22 protein-coding genes are annotated in these 19,871 nt (G+C 70.0%); 6 read left to right on the top strand and 16 right to left on the bottom strand.

Translation table 11 applies throughout. The annotated features are described in order from the left end of the window. The 7 genes from AC3RX1_RS13905 to paaA all read right to left on the bottom strand — a co-directional run bounded on the left by AC3RX1_RS13905 (position 1) and on the right by paaA (position 5,324). The gene (locus AC3RX1_RS13905; RefSeq protein ID WP_491501845.1) at positions 1-651 is read right to left on the bottom strand and encodes a TetR/AcrR family transcriptional regulator; all 651 of its coding nucleotides are present in this window, start codon (positions 649-651) and stop codon (positions 1-3) included. A gap of 96 nt (positions 652-747) precedes the next feature. Continuing rightward, the gene (locus tag AC3RX1_RS13910) at positions 748-1,518 is read right to left on the bottom strand and encodes an enoyl-CoA hydratase/isomerase family protein (RefSeq protein ID WP_491501846.1); all 771 of its coding nucleotides are present in this window, start codon (positions 1,516-1,518) and stop codon (positions 748-750) included. 9 nt (positions 1,519-1,527) lie between these two features. Beyond that, a complete protein-coding gene (gene paaE / locus AC3RX1_RS13915) occupies positions 1,528-2,691 on the bottom strand; it encodes a 1,2-phenylacetyl-CoA epoxidase subunit PaaE (protein ID WP_491501847.1) in 1,164 nt (387 codons plus the stop codon). Further along, entirely contained in the window at positions 2,691-3,182 is a 492-nt protein-coding gene (gene paaD, locus AC3RX1_RS13920) for a 1,2-phenylacetyl-CoA epoxidase subunit PaaD (RefSeq protein ID WP_491501848.1), read from the bottom strand. The genes paaE and paaD overlap by 1 nt, the downstream gene beginning before the upstream one ends. After that, a complete protein-coding gene (paaC, locus tag AC3RX1_RS13925; RefSeq protein WP_491501849.1) occupies positions 3,176-4,084 on the bottom strand; it encodes a 1,2-phenylacetyl-CoA epoxidase subunit PaaC in 909 nt (302 codons plus the stop codon). Before paaC ends, paaD begins: the two co-directional genes overlap by 7 nt. Next, complete coding sequence (gene paaB, locus AC3RX1_RS13930; protein ID WP_491501850.1) at positions 4,081-4,365, bottom strand: 1,2-phenylacetyl-CoA epoxidase subunit PaaB; 285 nt, start codon at positions 4,363-4,365, stop codon at positions 4,081-4,083. The genes paaC and paaB overlap by 4 nt, the downstream gene beginning before the upstream one ends. Beyond that, positions 4,362-5,324, bottom strand: a complete 963-nt coding sequence (paaA, locus tag AC3RX1_RS13935; protein ID WP_491501851.1) for a 1,2-phenylacetyl-CoA epoxidase subunit PaaA — start codon at positions 5,322-5,324, stop codon at positions 4,362-4,364. The genes paaB and paaA overlap by 4 nt, the downstream gene beginning before the upstream one ends. Positions 5,325-5,366: 42 nt before the next feature. On the opposite strand from paaA, the gene paaI reads away from it, so the two are divergent. The 4 genes from paaI to AC3RX1_RS13955 all read left to right on the top strand — a co-directional run bounded on the left by paaI (position 5,367) and on the right by AC3RX1_RS13955 (position 8,643). Beyond that, the gene (paaI, locus tag AC3RX1_RS13940) at positions 5,367-5,831 is read left to right on the top strand and encodes a hydroxyphenylacetyl-CoA thioesterase PaaI (protein WP_491501852.1); all 465 of its coding nucleotides are present in this window, start codon (positions 5,367-5,369) and stop codon (positions 5,829-5,831) included. A 19-nt stretch (positions 5,832-5,850) separates the two neighbouring features. Then, a complete protein-coding gene (gene paaK, locus AC3RX1_RS13945) occupies positions 5,851-7,104 on the top strand; it encodes a phenylacetate--CoA ligase PaaK (protein WP_491501967.1) in 1,254 nt (417 codons plus the stop codon). 231 nt (positions 7,105-7,335) lie between these two features. Further along, positions 7,336-7,974, top strand: coding sequence for a hypothetical protein (locus AC3RX1_RS13950; protein ID WP_491501853.1), 639 nt, complete (start codon positions 7,336-7,338; stop codon positions 7,972-7,974). A 51-nt stretch (positions 7,975-8,025) separates the two neighbouring features. Continuing rightward, complete coding sequence (locus tag AC3RX1_RS13955) at positions 8,026-8,643, top strand: PRC-barrel domain-containing protein (RefSeq protein ID WP_491501854.1); 618 nt, start codon at positions 8,026-8,028, stop codon at positions 8,641-8,643. An 8-nt stretch (positions 8,644-8,651) separates the two neighbouring features. On the opposite strand, the gene paaZ is transcribed toward AC3RX1_RS13955, so the two are convergent. The 3 genes from paaZ to AC3RX1_RS13970 are packed head-to-tail and all read right to left on the bottom strand — an operon-like array spanning position 8,652 to position 12,285. Continuing rightward, positions 8,652-10,691, bottom strand: coding sequence for a phenylacetic acid degradation bifunctional protein PaaZ (paaZ, locus tag AC3RX1_RS13960; RefSeq protein ID WP_491501855.1), 2,040 nt, complete (start codon positions 10,689-10,691; stop codon positions 8,652-8,654). Continuing rightward, on the bottom strand, positions 10,688-11,533 hold the full coding sequence (locus AC3RX1_RS13965) for a 3-hydroxyacyl-CoA dehydrogenase family protein (protein WP_491501856.1): 846 nt from the start codon (positions 11,531-11,533) through the stop codon (positions 10,688-10,690). Before AC3RX1_RS13965 ends, paaZ begins: the two co-directional genes overlap by 4 nt. Then, positions 11,530-12,285 (bottom strand): enoyl-CoA hydratase/isomerase family protein, encoded by a 756-nt coding sequence (locus AC3RX1_RS13970; protein WP_491501857.1) that lies wholly within the window; start codon positions 12,283-12,285, stop codon positions 11,530-11,532. The genes AC3RX1_RS13965 and AC3RX1_RS13970 overlap by 4 nt, the downstream gene beginning before the upstream one ends. A 103-nt stretch (positions 12,286-12,388) precedes the next feature. Between AC3RX1_RS13970 and AC3RX1_RS13975 the strand changes: the two genes are divergently transcribed. After that, positions 12,389-12,934, top strand: coding sequence for a TetR/AcrR family transcriptional regulator (locus AC3RX1_RS13975; RefSeq protein ID WP_491501968.1), 546 nt, complete (start codon positions 12,389-12,391; stop codon positions 12,932-12,934). A gap of 6 nt (positions 12,935-12,940) precedes the next feature. On the opposite strand, the gene AC3RX1_RS13980 is transcribed toward AC3RX1_RS13975, so the two are convergent. Further along, on the bottom strand, positions 12,941-13,918 hold the full coding sequence (locus AC3RX1_RS13980) for an aldo/keto reductase (RefSeq protein WP_491501858.1): 978 nt from the start codon (positions 13,916-13,918) through the stop codon (positions 12,941-12,943). A 148-nt stretch (positions 13,919-14,066) separates the two neighbouring features. Between AC3RX1_RS13980 and AC3RX1_RS13985 the strand changes: the two genes are divergently transcribed. Next, positions 14,067-14,678, top strand: a complete 612-nt coding sequence (locus tag AC3RX1_RS13985; protein ID WP_491501859.1) for a DUF4870 domain-containing protein — start codon at positions 14,067-14,069, stop codon at positions 14,676-14,678. 10 nt (positions 14,679-14,688) lie between these two features. Here the strand turns inward: AC3RX1_RS13985 and AC3RX1_RS13990 are convergent, their stop codons facing one another. The 5 genes from AC3RX1_RS13990 to atpA all read right to left on the bottom strand — a co-directional run bounded on the left by AC3RX1_RS13990 (position 14,689) and on the right by atpA (position 19,844). Beyond that, positions 14,689-15,438 carry a YaaA family protein gene (locus AC3RX1_RS13990; protein ID WP_491501860.1) on the bottom strand — a complete coding sequence of 250 codons (750 nt, stop codon included), beginning with the start codon at positions 15,436-15,438 and terminating at the stop codon, positions 14,689-14,691. Positions 15,439-15,554: 116 nt separating this feature from the next. Beyond that, the gene (locus AC3RX1_RS13995; protein ID WP_491501861.1) at positions 15,555-15,815 is read right to left on the bottom strand and encodes a F0F1 ATP synthase subunit epsilon; all 261 of its coding nucleotides are present in this window, start codon (positions 15,813-15,815) and stop codon (positions 15,555-15,557) included. 2 nt (positions 15,816-15,817) lie between these two features. Further along, positions 15,818-17,266, bottom strand: coding sequence for a F0F1 ATP synthase subunit beta (gene atpD / locus AC3RX1_RS14000; protein ID WP_491501862.1), 1,449 nt, complete (start codon positions 17,264-17,266; stop codon positions 15,818-15,820). A gap of 23 nt (positions 17,267-17,289) precedes the next feature. Beyond that, positions 17,290-18,189 carry a F0F1 ATP synthase subunit gamma gene (locus tag AC3RX1_RS14005; RefSeq protein ID WP_491501863.1) on the bottom strand — a complete coding sequence of 300 codons (900 nt, stop codon included), beginning with the start codon at positions 18,187-18,189 and terminating at the stop codon, positions 17,290-17,292. Between the two features lie 14 nt (positions 18,190-18,203). After that, the gene (gene atpA / locus AC3RX1_RS14010) at positions 18,204-19,844 is read right to left on the bottom strand and encodes a F0F1 ATP synthase subunit alpha (RefSeq protein WP_491501864.1); all 1,641 of its coding nucleotides are present in this window, start codon (positions 19,842-19,844) and stop codon (positions 18,204-18,206) included. Positions 19,845-19,871 lie beyond the last annotated feature (27 nt).

The raw sequence follows: 19,871 nt of genomic DNA on the forward strand, positions 1-19,871 counted from the left end.
TCAGTCCCTTCCGCGGGGGCGTCCCGCGATGCCGTGGAGGATGAAATGGACGAGCTCCTCGTCGGTGAACGCGGCATGTCCGTCGAATCGGGCGGCGTTGGCGGCCATCCCCGCCATCCGCAGGATCGAGGCCATCCGATCGACCTCGATCGTGAGCTCGTCGGCGTTGGGAGCGAACACCTCCGCCACCGCGGTGCGGTAGGCGTCGTCGCGCGGCTCGCCGAAGAGAGCGGGGATGTCGTCGCGCGGAACGAGCGAGAGCACCCGCATCATCTTCTGCGTCCACACCCGCGTGCCGTGCACGAGCGCGGCGACCTTGTCTTCGAGCGGCAGCGCGGGGTCGACGAGCCCCTCCGCGAGCCGTGCGCGGCCCTGCGCGAAGAACGTCTCGACCACCGCGCGGACGAGCGTCTCCTTGTCGCCGAATGCGCGGAAGATCGTCCCCTCGGCGAGGCCCAGCTCCTCGGCGATCTGACGCGTCGTGAGCGCTGCCCCATGCTCGAGGAACAGCGGCAGCGCCTGCTCGGCGATCATCGCGCGGCGCTGCTCGGGCGCCATGGGCTCGGCGCGCGTGCGCTGCCCCGGCGACACGGGCTCGGCGCCGGGGCGGTCCGCTGCGGGCGCCTCGAGGGTCTCTGCCGGATCCGTCACCCGTACGAAACTAGTGAGTGAGCACTCACTCCGCAAGAACGGGACGTACGCTCAGCGCGAACGGCGCTCCTGGGCGCCCCTCGACGCAGCACAGGATCAGTGGCCCTCGAATCGCGGTTGCCGCTTCTCCTGGAAAGCCGCGAAGCCCTCTCGATAGTCGTCGGTCTGCGCAAGCTGCGTCTGCGCAAGGGATTCCGCCGCCATCGTCTCCCACAGGTTCATCCGCTCGTCGCGCAGCCGTGTGACGATCATCTTGCTCGCGAGGAACGCGGCCGTCGCGCCGGCGGCGGCCTTCCGTGCGGCGGCGGACGCCGCACCCCGCACATCGTCGGCCGGCAGCGACCGCGAGAACAGACCGGAGGTCACCGCCTCCTCTCCCGACATCAGCCGCCCGGTGTAGATCAGGTCGAGCGTCTTGTGCGGCCCGAGCCGCTCGGCGAACAGCGCATGTCCCCCGGAATCGAGCGTCGCGCCCAACGCCGCGAAGGGAGAGCCGATCTTCGCCGTGTCGGCGACGTACACGACGTCGGTGGCGATCAGCAGTCCGAGGCCGACACCCAGGCAGGCTCCCTGCGCCGCGGCGAACGTCGGGGCGGGGAACGCCGCCATCCGTCGCAGCAGAGGCGTGAGCAGGCCGTCGAGGTATCCCGGCACGTCGTCGGTGGCGGGATCCACGCCGGCGATGTCGCGACCGGCGCAGAACGCACGCCCCTCACCGCGCAGCAGCAGCGCGCGCACGTTCGCCTGCGCGGCGTCGGCGTACGCCGCGTCGAGGTCGCGCAGCGCCTGCTCGTCGAGGGCGTTCAGCTTGTCGGGGGCGTTCAGCACGATCTCGGCGACACCGCCGTCGACCCGCGATTCGATCACGGATGCTCCTCACACGTCGTAGTCGACGACGACGGACTCGGTCGTCGGATGCGATTGGCAGGTCAGGATGTAGCCGCGCTCGAGCTCGTCGGGTTCGAGCGCGAAGTTCTCCGTCATGCGCACATCGCCCTCGACGAGGCGCGCACGGCACGTGCCGCAGACTCCCCCGGCGCAGGCGAACGGCACGTCGGGGCGCACCCGCAGCGCGGCGTTGAGGATCGTCTCGTGCGCGCTGTCGGGGCTGTCGACGCTCGCCTCCTGCCCGTCGAGCGTGAACCGGATGTGCCGCACCGGCTCATCCGTCTTCACAGTGACGGGGCGACCGGCGCTCGGCAGCGGCTGCCCCGGCTCCCCCGTCGTGAACAGCTCGTGCCTGATGTGCGAACGCTCCACGCCGAGATCGACGAGGGTGTCACGGCACAGCTGCACGAGCTCGAACGGCCCGCAGAGGAACCACTCGTCGACCGTCGCCGGCGGCACGAGCACGTCGAGCATGGTGCGCAGCTTCTGCTCGTCGATGCGGCCCGACAGCAGCGGTGCCGCGCGCTGCTCGCGCGACAGGACGTGGTGCAGCGCGAGCCGCCCCGGATGGCGATCCTTCAGGTCGGCGAGGTCGTCGAGGAACATCACGTCGGAGCGTGACCGGTTCGTGTAGATCAGGGTGAACCGGGATGTCGCGCTGCGCGCGAGCACCGTGGCGGCGAGCGCCATGAGCGGCGTGATCCCGCTTCCGGCGGCGATGCCGACGAGGTGCCGGCCGTCCAGGTCGGGCAGCCGCGTCGTGAACGAGCCCTGCGGGCTCATCACGTCGATCGTGTCACCAGGGTGCAGCTCGGTCTGCGCCCAGGTCGAGAACCGGCCGCCGAGGTCGCGCTTGATCGCGACACTCAGGGCGCCGCCGGCAGGGGGACGGCACAGCGAGTAGGAGCGGCGCAGCTCCTGTCCGTCGAGCTGCACGCGCAGGGCGACGTGCTGCCCGGCGAGATAGTCGTACTCCGCGCGGAGGTCGTCGGGCACCGCGAACGTGACCTCGACGGCGTCGTCGGTGAGCGGTCGTACGTCGGAGACCGTCAGGGTGTGGAAGCGCGCGCGGCCGCGCGGGGTCGGGCCGCCGACAGCTCCGGCGAGGAACGCGTCGGCGAGGCGTTCGGCTTCCGCCGTGTCGGCCGCCATCAGTGCGCCTTGAAGTGGTCGAACGGCTCGAGGCAGCCGCGGCACTCGTAGAGCGCCTTGCACGCGGTGGAGCCGAAGCGGGCGATCTCGCGGGTGTCGAGCGACCCGCAGTGCGGGCAGCGGACCGACAGCCGCAGCGGAATGGGTCCCGCCGCGCGCCGACCCGTCGGCGGGGCGATGCCGAACCGCTCGAGCTTGCGCTTGCCGTCGTCGCTCATCCAGTCCGTCGTCCACGCCGGGGCGAGCACCGTGCGCACCTCGACGTCGGCGAACCCCTCCGCGGTCAGCGCCAGGATCACGTCGTCGCGGATCGCGTCGACGGCCGGGCATCCGGAGTACGTGGGGGTGATCGTGACGACGACGCGCTCGTCCTCGATGCGGACGTCGCGGAGCACGCCGAGGTCGGCGATCGTGAGCACCGGCACCTCGGGGTCGCACACGGCGGATGCGACATCCCACGCCCGCTGGCGCACATCGGCCCCGGTCACCATGTCGCCCCCGGATGCTGCCGCGCCAGCACCTGCATCTCGGCGAGCACATACCCGAGGTTCGAGAAGTGCTGGCCCCGGCGGCCGCCGCCCGACGACGTGAACCGGGTGGGGGGCTCGATCTCGGCCTCCGCGAACACCGCGCCGATCACGTCGTCGAAGGAGGCCTTGAGGCTCGAGGGCCGCACCGCGACGCCCTCGAGCCGGTCGATCAGCTGCTCGTCCTGGAAGAGCTCGGCGACGTACGGCCAGACGTCGTCGACGGCCTGCAGCATGCGTCGCCGCGACTCGTCGGTGCCGCCCGCCAGGCGCAGCGTCCACTGGATCGCGTGGTCACGGTGGTACTCGACCTCCCTGACCGCCTTCGCGGCCACGGCGGCGAGGACCGGGTCGGACGACTCCTGCAGCGCGGAGTACAGCGCGAACTGGTAGACGGATGCGGCGAGCGCGCGCGCGATCGTGTGGGCGAAATCGCCGTTCGGCTGCTCGAAGAGCCAGGCGCTGCGGAAGTCGGGCTCGTCGCGCAGGTACGCGAGGTCGTCTTCGCTGCGGCCGTCCGCCGTGCCGGCGTAGCGCAGCAGGCTGCGGGCGTGACCGAGCTGGTCGAGCGCGATGTTGGCGAGGGCGACGTCCTCCTCGAGCTCGGGCGCACGAGCGATCCAGCCGCCGAGCTGCTGCGCGAGGATGAGGGCGTCGTCGCCGAGCCAGAGCGCGTACTCCGCGACATCCGGACTCGCGACGCGGCCCTCCTCACCTGCCAGCTCGGCTGCGAGCTCGACCTCGTCGACGCTGATGTGCACCGCTCGGGCGGTCCCTGAGCGAGGGCCGGAGGCCCGAGTCGAATGGGTGGTCCCTGAGCGAGGGCCGGAGGCCCGAGTCGAATGGGTGGCGCCGGAGCCGGTCATAGGTGCGGCACCCCCTCGCTGGCGGTGTAGTAGGTCGCGTGCCGGTAGTTCTTGCCGGCCGGGCTCTCGAAGTACGCGCCCTTCGCATCCGGATCGCTCGTCGTGATCGCGTCGGACCGGACGACCCAGATCGACACCCCCTCCCCGCGCCGGGTGTACAGGTCGCGGGCGTTGCGCACCGCCATCGCGGCGTCGGGCGCGTGCAGCGAGCCGACGTGCACGTGCGAGAGCCCGCGTCCGGCGCGGACGAACACCTCCCAGAGCGGCCAGGTCTCGGTCATGCCGCCTCCCGTTCGCGCTGTTCCTGCTTGCGCGCGTACTCGGCGGCGGCCTCGCGCACCCAGGCGCCGTCTTCGTGCGCCGTGCGGCGGTTCTGGATGCGGACGGCGTTCATCGGTCCGCGCCCCTTCAGCACCGCCATGAACTCGTCCCAGTCGATCGGGCTCATGTCGTACTGCCGCGTCTCGTCGTTCCACTTGAGGTCCGGGTCGGGCAGGGTCACTCCGAGCACCTCGGCCTGGGGCACGAGCATCCCGACGAAGCGCTGCCGCAGCTCGTCGTTGCTGAACCGCTTGATCTTCCAGGCCATCGACTGCGCCGAGTTCGGCGACTCGTCGTCGGGCGGCCCGAACATCATGAGGCTCGGCCAGTACCAGCGGTCGACGGCGTCCTGCGCCATCTCCCTCTGCGCATCCGTCCCCTGCATGAGGGTCAGCAGGATCTCGAAGCCCTGTCGCTGGTGGAACGACTCCTCCTTGCAGATCCGCACCATGGCGCGCGCATATGGGCCGTAGGAGCAGCGGCACAGCGGCACCTGATTCACGATCGCCGCGCCGTCGACGAGCCACCCGATGGCGCCCATGTCGGCCCACGTCGGCGTCGGGTAGTTGAAGATCGACGAGTACTTCGCTCGCCCGTTGATGAGCTGCTCGGTCATCTCGTCGCGGGCGATCCCGAGGGTCTGCGCAGCCGAGTAGAGATAGAGTCCGTGCCCCGCCTCATCCTGCACCTTCGCCATCAGGATCGCCTTGCGCTTGAGGCTCGGCGCCCGGGTGATCCAGTTGCCCTCGGGCTGCATGCCGATGATCTCGGAGTGCGCGTGCTGCGAGATCTGCCGGATGAGCGTCTTGCGGTACGCCTCGGGCATCCAGTCGCGCGGTTCGATGCGCGAGTCGGCCTCGACGAGCGCGTCGAACGCCGCCTGCTGGGTCTCGTCGTCTGTGGTTGTCACCGCGGTCATCGTCGACTCCTCGGGTAATTACCTACCGCTCGTTCAGTAATTATGACATACTCGTCGCGGCGCGAGGGTGCGCCGTGGGAGGCGACGATGACGGATGCCGCGACGCGGCCGATGATGCAGCGTGACCGCGCGTCGGCGGCGCTCGGACTGCGGGTGGAACTCGATGAGCCGGGGCGCGCCGTGGTGTCGATGACGGTCCGGGAGGACATGCTCAACGGCTTCGACATCACGCACGGCGGCTTCGTGTTCGCCCTCGCCGACACGGCGTTCGCGATCGCCTGCAACGAGGACGAGCGCGTCACGGTGGCAGCCGGCGCGGACATCACGTTCCTCAAGTCGACGCGTCTCGGACAGACCCTGACGGCGACGGCGGTCCGCCGCACGGTCAGCGGCCGCAACGGGCTGTACGACGTCACGGTGACGGACGAGACGGAGGATGTCGTGGCCGAGTTCCGGGGCAGGTCGCTGATGACGAATCGCCTGATGGAGGGGGACGCGCGTGGATGACCTCGACGTCGAGGAGCGGATGAGCGAGACCGAGCTGCGGGTGCTGCAGCTCGAGCGGCTGCGGTGGACCGTGCACCACGCGTACGCGAACGTGCCGCTGTATCGACGGAAGTTCGATGCGGCCGGCGTGCATCCCGACGACATCCGGTCGCTCGACGACGTGCGGCGCCTGCCGTTCACGACGAAGGCGGACCTGCGCGAGACGTATCCGTTCGGCATGTTCGCAGTGCCGATGGACCGGGTGCGCCGCATCCATGCGTCGTCGGGCACGACGGGACGCGCGACCGTCGTGGGGTACACGGAGAGCGACCTCGACCGGTGGGCGCAGCTGGTGGCGCGGTCGCTGCGCGCCGCGGGAGTGCGTCCCGGGATGAAGGTGCACAACGCGTACGGCTACGGGTTGTTCACCGGCGGGCTGGGCCTGCACGACGGCGCGGAGCTGCTCGGGGCCACGGTGATCCCGATCTCGGGTGGGCAGACGGCGCGGCAGGTGCAGCTGATCCGCGATTTCGAGCCGGAGGTCATCACCTGCACGCCGAGCTACCTGCTGACGATCGCCGACGCGATGGAGGAGGCCGGGATCGATCCGCGGTCGTCATCGCTGCGCATCGGCGTGCTGGGGGCGGAGCCGTGGACGAACGAGCTGCGCGCCGAGATCGAGCGGCGGCTGGGCATCGACGCCGTCGACATCTACGGGCTCAGCGAGGTGATGGGCCCCGGCGTCGCGAGCGAGTGCGTGGAGACGAAGGACGGGCCGCACGTCTGGGAGGACCACTTCCTGCCCGAGACGATCGACGGCGAATCGGGTGATCCGGTGCCGGACGGCGAGCTGGGTGAGCTCGTGTTCACATCGCTGACGAAGGAGGCGTTCCCGGTCATCCGGTATCGCACGCGCGATCTGACGCGGCTGCTGCCGGGTACGGCGCGGCCGGGGATGCGTCGGATCCAGAAGATCACGGGCCGCGACGACGACATGATCATCCTGCGTGGCGTGAACCTGTTCCCCACACAGATCGAGGAGCTCGTGCTGGGCATCGAATCGCTCACTCCGCACTTCGTGCTGGAGCTGACGAAGAACGGGCAGCTCGACGCGATGACGGTGCGGATCGAGCGCGATCCCGCCCTGGCGCTCGAGGTCTGCGAGGCGGCGTCGGAAGTGCTGAAGCAGCGCGTCAAGGCGCAGATCGGCACCACCGTCGAGGTGCTGCTCGAGGAACCGGGCGCGCTTCCCCGCAGCGAGGGCAAGTACAAGCGCGTGTACGACCTGCGGTAGCCGCACGCCCGCCACGAAGGGCGGAGATCTCGCATAAGACGGGCCCATCCGCGCCGAATCCTCCGCCTTCGGCGAGATCTCCGCCTTTCGTGCCCGGTGCTTTGTGCCGCGGATGGGCCCCTACCCGCAATCGCCCGGGAGGTCAATCCCTTCGTGAGACGCCGCGCGCTGCTGGAGTCTCGCAGAAGTGACACGCGGCGCCGCCGCGCCGCCCGAGGTCAGGAGTGAGACATGAGTGACCCCATCGACAACGACCCGCGCCCCGAAGGCTCGCACGCCGTGGCGGCCGAACGCGGCGCTACCCACCGTGAGGAAGTCGTCGACCGTGAGAAGGAGAGGTTCGGCGGCTTCAAGTGGGGATCGGCGTTCTTCGGCTGGCTCGCCGCGATGGGCATGGCCGTCCTCCTCACCGCGGTGCTCAGCGCCGTCGGCGCCGGCGTCGGCCTCGGAACGAACAACGGCGATGCGACTCAGGCCACGAAGGACCTCACCTCGAACCCGGGCGCCGTCACGATCATCGGAGCGATCGCGCTGGCGGTCATCCTCTTCGTCTCGTACTACTGCGGCGGTTACGTCGCCGGTCGCATGGCGCGCTTCTCGGGCGCGAAGCAGGGGCTCGCCGTCTGGATCTGGGCGATCGTCATCGCCATCGTGGTCGCGATCATCGCCGCGGTCGCCGGCGCACAGTTCAACGTTCTCGGCAACCTCAACGGCTTCCCCCGCATCCCCGTCGACGAGGGAACGCTCACCGTCACGGGCATCATCACGGTGATCGCCGCAGCGGTCATCAGCCTCGTCGGCGCCGTCCTCGGCGGCACCGCCGGCATGCGCTACCACCGCAAGGTCGACCACGCCGGGCTCGGGCGCTGACCCACCGCGAGTCCGACCCGAACGAAGACGACCAGAAGGAAGGCCACCACCATGATCGATCCCCGCAGCGTGAACAGCATCTTCGACGCGACGGTCTTCGACTGCGACGGCACCAAGGTCGGCACCGTCAAGCAGGTCTACCTCGACAGCGAGACCAGCGATCCGCTCTTCGTCGCCGTCAGCACCGGCCTTTTCGGCATGTCGCAGTCGTTCGTGCCGCTGCGCGACGCCGACTTCGACGGTCACGACCTGCGCGTGCGGTACGACAAGGACACCATCAAGGACGCGCCGCGCATCGACCCCGACCGCGAGCTCTCCCATGAGGAGGAGGACAGGATCTGGGCGCACTATGCCGGCGGGGCGTCGGACGAGACGGACGAGAGCCGCATCGACACGGCCCACGACCGGCACGACGATTCCACCGACCGCGCGAACGACGTCGGTGACCGTCGCGAAGAGCCGACCGACGCACAGCCAGAACCGCCCCGCCGGGCGCGCATGCGCCGGCACATCGTGACCGAGCAGACGGTGACCGTCCCGACGACTGCCGAGACAGGCCCAGCGGGCTCGGCGCCGGTCTCCGAGCAAGACGTCCACGACGTCCACGTCCACGATGAGCGCCCCGTCGCCGACGAGAACGTCCCCGACGATCCCGACCAGCCCCGCTGAGCGCGGAGCTAATCCTTCGCGACGAGCGTGAGCACGTCGTACGACGCGACGAGGTCGTCGTCCTGGTTGCGGATCACCGCATCCCAACGCACCTCGCCGTACTCGTCGGTCTCGCGCGGAGTGATCTGCTTCGCCGTGAGTTCGACACGGATGCTGTCGCCCGGCGACACCGGAGTGACGAAGCGCAGATCCTCGAGACCGTAGTTGGCGAGCACCGGTCCCGGCTCCGGATCCACGAACAGCCCCGCCGCGAACGAGACGAGAAGGTACCCATGCGCCACGCGCCCCGGGAAGAACGGATTCGCCGCCGCCGCCTCCTCGTCCATGTGCGCGTAGAACGTGTCGCCGGTGAAGTGCGCGAACGTCTCGATGTCGTCGAGCGTGACCTCCCGAGACTGTGACGTGATGCGATCGCCGATGCGCAGTTGCGACAGCGGCTTGCGGAACGGATGCACGCCATCCGTCGACGCCGGCGCCCCCGCATGCCAGACGCCGGTGACGGCGGTGAGCATCTCGGGCGAGCCCTGCACCGCGGTGCGCTGCATATGGTGCAGCACGGCACGGATGCCACCCAGCTCCTCTCCCCCGCCGGCGCGCCCGGGCCCGCCGTGCACGAGGTGCGGCACCGGTGATCCGTGGCCCGTCGACGTGCGCGCATCCGTCGCATCAAGGAACAGCACGCGGCCGTTGTACGCGCCGATGCGCGTGAGCAGCTCGGCCGCGACGGCCGGGTCGTCGGTCGCCACGCTCGTGACGAGCGACCCGCCCCCGCTGTTCACGAGGGATGCCGCCTCCTCGACCGTCTCGTAGCCCAGCACCGTCGAGACCGGCCCGAACGCCTCGACCTCGTGCGCGGCCTCGGGCACCGCCCCGGCGAACCCGACGAGCATCGGCGACACGAACGCTCCGTCGGGCGCCGGCCCCACGCTGCCGTCGGCGTGTGTCACATCGGGCGCCTCCGTGGAGCCGAGAAGCAGCGTGCCGCCCGCGTTGCGCAGCGTCTGGACTGCGCGCAGCACCTCGTCGCGCTGGCCGGTCGAGACCAACGGCCCCATCGTGACGCCGTCGGCATGCGGGTCGCCGATCACGACCTTCGCGAGCTTGCCCTGCAGCGCCTCGGCCACGGCGCCGACGAGTCCCGCCGGAACGACGGCCCGGCGGATGGCCGTGCACTTCTGCCCGGCCTTCGCGGTGAGCTCGACCATGAGCTGACGGATGTAGGCGTCGAACGTCGGCGTGCCGGGTGACGCATCCGGACCCAGCACCGACGCGTTGATCGAGTCGGTCTCGGCCGTGAACCGCACCCCCTCCGGCGTCTGCGCCCGCAGCGCGTCGGCGGTCGACGCGCTGCCGGTGAACGCGACGAGATCCCCGAGCCGCAGCAGGTCGAACAGGCCCGGGACGGCGCCCGACACGAGCTGCAGCGCCCCGTCGGGCACGAGACCCGTCTCGAGCAGAATGCGCACCCACGCCTCGGTGAGGTGCGCCGTGGGGGTCGCCGGCTTGACGAGCGACGGCACGCCGGCGAGGAACGCAGGCGCGAACTTCTCCAGCGGACCCCAGCTCGGGAAGTTGAACGCGTTGATCTGCACCGCCACGCCGGGAAGGCGCGTGTACACATGCCGGCCGAGGAATGACCCGTCCTTCGCCAGCGTCTCAGCCGGTCCGTCGAGGTACATCGTCGCGTTCGGCAGCTCGCGCCGCCCCTTCGAGGAGTACGTGAACAGCACCCCGATGCCGCCGTCGACGTCGATCAGCGAGTCGCGCTGCGTCGCGCCTGCGGTCTTCGCGAGTTCGTACAGCTCCGCCTTGCGCTCGGTGAGCGCCTGCGCGAACTGCTTGAGCAGCACCGCGCGCTGGTGGAACGTCAGCTCGCCGAGGCTGTCCTGTCCCACGGTGCGCGCGTACTCCAGCGCCCTGGCCAGATCGACGCCGCGGCTCGACACCCGCGCCGCCTCGGCACCGGTCGACGCGTCGCGCACGACGACGGCGTCGGCGTCCTCGGCGGGCGTCCACCAGGCGCCACTGACAAAGCTCGGCACGATCATCCTTCGCTCCATTCGTAGAATCCACGCCCCGTCTTTCGGCCCAGGTGCCCGTCGGCGACCATCTCGCGCAGCAGCGCGGGCGGAGCGAACCGCTCCCCCAGCCGCGCGTGCAGCTCCTCCGCGATGCCGAGCCGCACATCGAGCCCCACGATGTCGGTGGTGCGCAGCGGCCCCATCGGGTGCCCGTAGCCGAGCTCCATCGCCGCGTCGATGTCGGCGGGGGTCGCGACCCGCTCCTCGACCATCCTGATCGCCTCGAGCCCGAGCGCCACGCCGAGCCTGCTCGACGCGAACCCCGGCGCATCACGCACCACCACCGCCGTCTTGCCCAGATCGGCGACCCACCCGCGCACGCGCGCGACCACCGACGCATCCGTCGCCGCTCCCGTCACCACCTCGACGAGCTTCGAGGCGGGGACCGGGTTGAAGAAATGCATGCCGACGAATCGGGCAGGATGCCGCACCGCCGCGGCGAGCGCGTCGATCGAGATCGACGACGTGTTCGTCGCGAGCACCGCGTCGGGGGAGATGACGGCTTCCACCCGGCCGAACGCCTCGGCCTTGAGTGCGCGGTCCTCGGGCACCGCCTCGACCACGAGCTCACAGTCGGCGAGCGCGTCGGCCGCGGTGACGACGGATGCGTCGACCTCCGCCGCGTCGCGGTCGAGTGTGCCGCGCTCCGCGGAGCGGGCGATGAGGGCGCGGATCCGGGAGGCCGCCGCATCCGCCGCCTGCTCGTCGCGCTCGACCACGGTGACCTGGGCGCCCGCGCAGGCGAACGCATGGGCGATGCCTGCGCCCATGCGCCCACCGCCGATCACGCCGACGCGAGCGGGGATCATCGCTTCCTCCGCTCGAGGAACGCCGTCATGCGGCGGATCTTCTCGGGGCTCTCGAACAGCTCGGCCTGCAGCTCGAGGTCGATGTCGGGATGTGCGTGCGCGGGGGCGCGCAGCGCGGTCTTCGTGTGCCGCACCGCGAGCGGGTCGTTCGCGGCGATCCTGTCGGCGAGGGCGTGGGCCGCCTCGAGCAGCTCGCCCGCGGGGTGGATGGCCGAGAGCAGGCCCCACTCCCGCGCCTCGTCGGCGTCGAGGATGCGCCCGGTGAACAGCAGTTCCGCGGCGCGCGCCTCGCCGACGAGCTCCGGCAGCCGCCAGGTGGCGCCCGCCCCCGCGATGATGCCGAGGCCCGTCTCGGGGTTGCCGATCTTCGCGGCGGGGGTGCCGATGCGCAGGTCGGCCGCGAACGCGAGCTCGGCGCCACCGCCCAGCGCGTAGCCGTCGATCGCGGCGATCACCGGCATCGGCAGGGCGCGGATGCGCTGGAACACCCGGGTGTTGATGCCGGCGCGGGCGTCGGCCGCGCGGCGCTCACGCATCTGCGCGATGTCGGCGCCCGACGCGAACACTCCGTCGGTGCCCGTGATGATGAGGATCCGCGGCTGCTCCTCGAGCTCCCCGCACAGTGCGTGCAGTCGATCGACGAGGTCCTGATCGATCGCGTTGCGCACCCACGGCCGGTTCAGCCGCGCCACGACGCGGTCATCCGCTCGTTCGATCAGCAGCGGATCGGTCGGTGTGTCGTCTTCGCCCACACCGAATACCTTACCGATCGTTCAGGAATTCTCCCAGCCGTGCCAGACTGACACGGTGAGCGAACAGGCGCGGCGCGGTCGCCCCGGGTACGACCGGGAGCAGATGCTGCACGCGGCGGTGGCGCTGTTCAACGAGCAGGGATACGACGCCACCTCGGTCGCGCAGCTCGCCGAGCGGCTCGGCGTGAGCAAGGCCGCGCTGTACCACCACTTCGCCTCCAAGGAGGAGGTGCTCGCCGTCGCACTCGATCGCGCGCTCGGCGGACTCGAGGCGGTGCTCGAGACCGCGCAGGCGCGCACGGGCTCCGCGTCCGACCGGCTCGGAGCCGTGCTGCGCGGGGCCGTGCAGGTGCTCGTCGCTCAGCTGCCCTCGGTGACCCTGCTGCTGCGGGTGCGCGGCAACAGCGACATCGAGCGGGCGGCGCTCGACCGCCGCCGCGCCTTCGATCAGCGGGTCACCGCGCTCGTGCGCGACGCGCAGCGGGAGGGCTCTGTGCGCGCCGACATCGCGGCACCGGTCGCGACCCGCCTCGTGTTCGGCATGGTCAACTCGCTCGTGGAGTGGTACCGGCCGTCCGGGCCGGAGCATCCCGAACAGCTGGCCGACGACGTGTACGCCGTGGCGCTGGACGGCCTGCGCACCCGCTGAGCGGAATCAGAGCGCCGGCTCCGGCCCGGGGAAGAAGCCGTCGATCGCCGCAAGGTCGTCGGCGTCCGGGGTCCAGGCGGCACCCGCGGCGGCGTTCGCGCGCACCTGCTCCGGCGTCGTAGCCCCCGCGATGACGCTCGACAGCGCCGGGTGCGACAGCAGCCAGCCGTACGTCGCCTCGAGCATCGTGATCCCGCGCTCGTCGCAGAACGCCTGGTACGCCTCGAGCGCATCCCACGGCGCGTCCTTCCAGACATGCTGGCGCTGGCGCATGATGCGGCTGTCCGCCGGACCGCCGGACCGCGTGAACTTGCCGGTGAGCAGCCCGTTCTGCAGCGGGAAGTATGGGAAGAACCCGAGCCCGAACCGCTCCACCGCGCGCAGCACGTTCCGCTCCGCGCCGCGGCGCAGCAGGCTGAACTCGTTCTGCGCCGAGACGAACGGGGTGTCGCGGCGCTCGCGTGCGACGAAATGCGCCTCGGCGATCTGCCAGCCGGAGAAGTTCGAGTGACCGATGTAGCGCACCTTGCCCTCGCGGACGAGGTCGTCGAGGGCGTCGAGCGTCTCTTCGATGGGAGTGTCGTTGTCGGGAGTGTGCAGCTGGTACAGGTCGATCCAGTCCGTCTGCAGCCGGCGGAGGGATGCGTCGACAGCACGCCGCACGTAGGTGCGCGATCCCTTCGCGGCGCCCGTGATCCCGGCGGGGATCGCGGAATGGCCGAATTTCGTCGCGAGCACGACCTCGTCGCGCCGGCCGCGCAGCGCCTGCCCCATGAGCGTCTCGCTCAGCCCCGGCTCCTTGCCGTAGATGTCGGCGGTGTCGAGGAACGTCACGCCCGCGTCGATCGCGGCGTCGAGCACCGCCTTGGTTCCCTCGAGAGTCTCCGTGGCGGTGCCGGACCGTCCGAAGTTGTTGCAGCCGAGACCGACGACGCTGACGAGAAGACCGGATGCGCCGACCCGGCGCTGGTGCACAGTTGTCACGCATCCCACGCTATCGCCGTCGCTCCGGGCGTGCGCCGATCATTGCTCCGGGGCTGTGCACGCGCTATGTTCAGGTCTGTCCTGATCCGTCCTCTGTCTTCCCGGCCGCCGACTCCGTGGCCGGGACCACCCGATGAAAGGCACCGCGATGAGTGACCCGAACGCCACACCCCAGCAGCCGACCGACCCGACTCAGCAGCAGCCGGCGCAGGCTCCGCAGCAGCCGCCGCAGGCGCCTCAGCAGCAGCAGCCGTACGGACAGCAGCCGCAGCAGCCCTACGGACAGCAGCCCTACGGACAGCAGCCGTACGGGCAGCAGGCACCGCAGCAGCCGTACGGACAGGCACCGCAGCGGCCGTACGGGCAGCAGCCGCAGTACGCCGCTCCCGCCGCACCGCTCTCCCCCGAAGCCGACAAGCAGGCGGCGATGTGGGCGCACATCGGCGGCATCGTCGGCTTCCTGCCGTCGCTGCTGATCTGGCTGATCCTGAAGGACCGGGGGCCCCGCACGAACACCGAGGCCAAGGAAGCGCTCAACTGGCAGATCACGTTCACGATCGGCATGGTCGTGCTGTGGATCGTGGTCGGCATCCTCAACGCCATCCTGTTCGCCGTCGGCGCGTGGCCGCTCGCTCTGCTGCTGAACTGGCTGCCGTTCGTCTGGTGGGTGCTGAACGTGGTGTTCTCGATCATGGGCGGCGTGCGGGTGAACGCCGGCGGCAGCTACCGCTACCCGTTCACGCTCCGCCTGATCAAGTAGGCGCTCAGTCTCACACGACGAGCGCGAGCTCGCCGTGCGCCCCGTCCTGCAGCACGAGACGGGCCGCTGCGCCCCAGCGGCGGAACGCCGCCGTCGAGCCGATGCGCGGGCGTTCGGTCGCCAGCCGCCGGATGAGGGCGCCCTTCGCATGCTTGTTGAAGTGATTCAGGGCGCGCACGGCACCGTCGGGGCCCGGCGTCACGACCCGCAGATAGACGCTCTCGACGGCCTCCGGCACCGGCCCCAGTGCGGCATACGCCTCGGAGCGCAGGTCGAGCACGAACGGCGGACGGGCGTCGGACAGCGCGGCGGTCGTCGCATCCGCCCACAGCCTGCGCAGCGGCGGCAGTCCCGGCAGGCTCGTCCCGGCGGCGAGGCGGTACGCGGGAATCGGATCGAGGGCTCCGATCGGACCGAACGGCGCGGAGTGGATCAGCGCGTGCGCGCCGAGCCAGCGTCGGGCCGAGGCATCCAGCGTCGCCGCGTCCAGGGCGTCGAACAGCACTCCCGTGTACCGGTCGACAGCCGCCATCGTCGGCCCCGTCCACAGTGCGGCGTTGTCGGCGATCTCGCCGCGCTGGCGCGCGGAGAGCTTGAGCACGCGGGTCGCCGCGTCCTCGTCGGCGGACAGGGCGACGAGCGCCTCGACGACGGCTTCGCGCTGCGGCGTCAGCTGCGGAAAGGCGAGCCGGCCCAGGGCGAGGGGGCGGCGGCGGCCGCCGGGACGCTTCGTCTCCGACGGCGGCAATAGCAGCAGCACAAGCACTCCTCTTTCAGACCGCGCGCCGCGCGACTGCACATCACAACGACGAGAGCACATCAGACCGCGCGCAGTCTGATGTGCTCTCGGCGAGATCGTACGATCTCGACGCAGGGTCAGGAGGTGAGCGCCGCCTGGCCTGCCACGATCGTCACACGGTCGTTCTCCACGGAGACGAAGCCGTCCTTCGCATCGGCGACGATCTTCTCGCCCGTCACCGGAGTGATGCGCACACGGCCCTCGGCGAGGATCGCCAGCACCGGCTCGTGGCCGGCCATGAAGCCGATCTCGCCCTCGACGGTCTTGGCGATCACCAGGGAGGCCTCGCCCGACCAGACCTCGGCCTCGGCGGAGACGAGAGTGACCTGCAGCGGCATGATCAGCCGTTCTCCTTCTGGATCTGGGCCCACTTCGCCTCGACATCCGAGATGCCGCCGACGTTGAAGAACGCCTGCTCGGCGACGTGGTCGAACTCGCCCTTGACGATCGCGTCGAACGACTCGATGGTCTCCTTGATCGGCACGGTCGAGCCCTCGACACCGGTGAACTTCTTCGCCATGTAGGTGTTCTGCGAGAGGAACTGCTGGATGCGGCGTGCACGCGACACGACGATCTTGTCTTCCTCGCTCAGCTCGTCGACACCGAGGATCGCGATGATCTCCTGCAGCTCCTTGTTCTTCTGAAGGATCTGCTTCACGGCGGTGGCCACGCGGTAGTGGTCCTCACCGATGTAGCGCGGGTCGAGGATGCGGCTCGTCGACGCCAGCGGGTCGACCGCCGGGTACAGACCCTTCGATGCGATCTCGCGGCTCAGCTCGGTCGTCGCGTCGAGGTGCGCGAACGTCGTGGCCGGAGCCGGGTCGGTGTAGTCGTCGGCGGGCACGTAGATCGCCTGCAGCGAGGTGATCGAGTGACCACGGGTCGAGGTGATGCGCTCCTGGAGCACGCCCATCTCGTCGGCGAGGTTCGGCTGGTAACCCACCGCCGACGGCATGCGGCCGAGCAGCGTGGACACCTCGGAACCCGCCTGCGTGAAGCGGAAGATGTTGTCGATGAACAGCAGCACGTCCTGCTTCTGCACGTCGCGGAAGTACTCCGCCATCGTGAGGGCGGAGAGGGCGACGCGCAGACGCGTCCCCGGCGGCTCGTCCATCTGGCCGAACACGAGCGCGGTCTTGTCGAAGACGCCCGCCTCCTCCATCTCGTGGATGAGGTCGTTGCCCTCACGGGTGCGCTCGCCGACGCCGGCGAACACCGACACGCCGCCGTGGTCCTGCGCGACGCGCTGGATCATCTCCTGGATGAGGACGGTCTTGCCGACGCCCGCACCGCCGAACAAGCCGATCTTGCCGCCCTGCACGTACGGGGTGAGCAGGTCGATGACCTTGATGCCGGTCTCGAACATCGTCGTCTTCGACTCGAGCTGGTCGAAGCTCGGCGCCTGGCGGTGGATGCCCCAGCGCTCGGTGACCTCGATGGTCTCGCCCGGCTCGGCGTTCAGCACGTCGCCGGTCGCGTTGAACACGCGACCCTTCGTGACGTCGCCGACAGGCACCGTGATGGGCCCGCCGGTGTCGCGCACCTCCTGACCGCGGACCATGCCGTCGGTCGGCTTCAGCGAGATCGCGCGGACGAGGTCGTCACCCAGGTGCTGGGCGACCTCGAGGGTGATCTCGCTCGAGGTCTCGTCGATCGTGATCGTGGTCTTCAGCGCGTTGTAGATGTCCGGAATCGCATCGTGCGGGAACTCGATGTCGACCACGGGACCGTTGACGCGAGCGACACGGCCGACGACCTGCGTCGCGGTGTCCTGTGCGGTGAGGCTCATGGCTTCTTCTCTTTCGATGGGGTCTACTTGGCGGACGCCAGGGCGTCCGCGCCGCCGACGATCTCGGCGATCTGCTGCGTGATCTCCGCCTGGCGCGCATTGTTGCGCAGGCGCGTGTAGTCGGTGATGAGCTTGTCGGCGTTGTCGCTCGCCGACTTCATCGCCTTCTGCGTCGCGGCGTGCTTTGCCGCCGACGACTGCAGGAGCGCGTTGAAGACGCGGCTCTGGATGTACACCGGCAGGAGTGCATCCAGCACCGTCTCGGCATCCGGTTCGAACTCGTACAGCGGGTACACCGCGGCCTTCGCGTCGTCGGCGCCGGCCTCGACCACCTCGAGCGGAAGCAGGCGCACCGTCTCGGGGCTCTGCGTCATCATGCTGACGAAGCGGTTGTAGACGAGGTGGATCTCGTCGACGCCGCCGTCTTCACCGCCCCGCTCGAACGCGTCGAGCAGGGTGGCCGAGATGTCCTCGGCCCACGTGAAGCGCGGAGTGTCGGTGTCGCCCACCCACTCGGCCGCGGCGGCCATCTGCCGGAACTGGAAGTACCCCACGGCCTTGCGACCGATCAGGTAGTACACCGGCTCCTTGCCCTCGTCGCGCAGCAGCTGGCCGAGTTCGAGTCCCTCCCGCAGGATCTGCGAGTTGAACGCGCCGGCGAGTCCGCGGTCGGAGGTGAAGATGACCACGGCCGAACGACGGATCTGCTCGGGCTCGCGGGTCAGCGGGTGGTCGACGTCGGAGTGCGTCGCGACGGCGGACACGGCACGCGTCACGGCCTGCGCGAAGGGCGAGGCGGCGCGTACGCGCGCCATCGCCTTCTGGATGCGCGAAGCCGCGATGAGTTCCATCGCCTTCGTGATCTTCTTGGTCGTCTGAGCAGAAGCGATCTTCTGCTTGTAGACCCGGAGTTGTGCGCCCATGTCTTACGTGCGCCTCAGCCCCGACGACCCTTGACGATCTTCTCCTGGTTGACGTCGGCGGCATCGGCCGCCTCGTGCTCCTCGCTGCCCGGCGCGCCGATCGACTGGCCGGCGCCCGCCTGGAACTCGGGGATGAAGGCGTCGGTGGCCTTCTCGAGCTTCGCGAGGGTCTCGTCGTCGAGGACGTTCGTCTCGCGGAGGCGGTCGAGCACGTCGGTGTTGCGGCGCACGTAGTCCAGGAGCTCGCGCTCGAAGCGCAGCACGTCCTCCACGGCGATCGTGTCGAGCTTGCCGTTGGTGCCGGCCCAGATCGAGACGACCTGCTCCTCCACCGGATACGGCGAGTACTGCGGCTGCTTGAGCAGCTCGGTCAGCCGCGCGCCGCGCTCGAGCTGACGGCGCGAGGCCGCGTCGAGGTCGGAGGCGAACATCGCGAACGCCTCGAGCGAGCGGTACTGCGCGAGCTCGAGCTTCAGCGTGCCGGAGACCTTCTTGATCGACTTCACCTGGGCGTCACCGCCGACGCGCGACACCGAGATGCCGACGTCGACAGCCGGACGCTGGTTCGCGTTGAACAGGTCGGACTGCAGGAAGATCTGGCCGTCGGTGATCGAGATCACGTTGGTCGGGATGTACGCCGACACGTCGTTGGCCTTCGTCTCGATGATCGGCAGGCCCGTCATCGAGCCCGCACCCAGCTCGTCGCTCAGCTTCGCGCAGCGCTCGAGCAGACGCGAGTGCAGGTAGAACACGTCACCCGGGTAGGCCTCGCGCCCCGGCGGGCGGCGCAGCAGCAGCGACACGGCACGGTAGGCCTCGGCCTGCTTCGACAGGTCGTCGAACACGATGAGGACGTGCTTGCCGTCGTACATCCAGTGCTGGCCGATGGCCGAGCCGGTGTACGGAGCGAGGTACTTGAAGCCGGCCGGGTCGGAGGCGGGAGCCGCGACGATCGTCGTGTACTCCATCGCTCCGGCGTCTTCCAGCGCGCCCTTCACGGAGGCGATGGTCGAGCCCTTCTGGCCGATCGCCACGTAGATGCAGCGGACCTGCTTGTTCTCGTCGCCCGACTCCCAGTTGGCCTTCTGGTTGATGATCGTGTCGATCGCGATCGCCGTCTTGCCGGTCTGGCGGTCGCCGATGATCAGCTGGCGCTGACCGCGGCCGACCGGGATCATCGCGTCGATGGCCTTGATGCCGGTCTGCAGCGGCTCGTGCACGCTCTTGCGCTGCATGACGCCCGGCGCCTGCAGCTCGAGGGCACGGCGGCCCACGGTCTCGATGTCGCCGAGCCCGTCGATCGGGTTGCCGAGCGGGTCGACCACGCGGCCGAGGTAGCCGTCGCCGACACCGACCGAGAGCACCTCGCCGGTGCGGGTGACCTGCTGGCCGGCCTCGATGCCGGAGAAGTCGCCGAGGACCACGACGCCGATCTCGCGCTCGTCGAGGTTCAGGGCGAGGCCCTGGGTGCCGTCGGCGAAGGTGACCAGCTCGTTGGCCATGACGCCGGGCAGGCCCTCGACGTGGGCGATGCCGTCCGCCGCGTCGACGACCGTGCCGACCTCGGTCGCCGCAGCCCCGGTGGGCTCGTAGGCGGCGACGAAATCCTTCAGCGCGTCACGAATGACGTCGGGGCTGATGGAGAGTTCTGCCATTGTCTTCCTTTTGTTCGAGGGGCCTCG

Source organism: Microbacterium altimontanum, assembly GCF_058349865.2.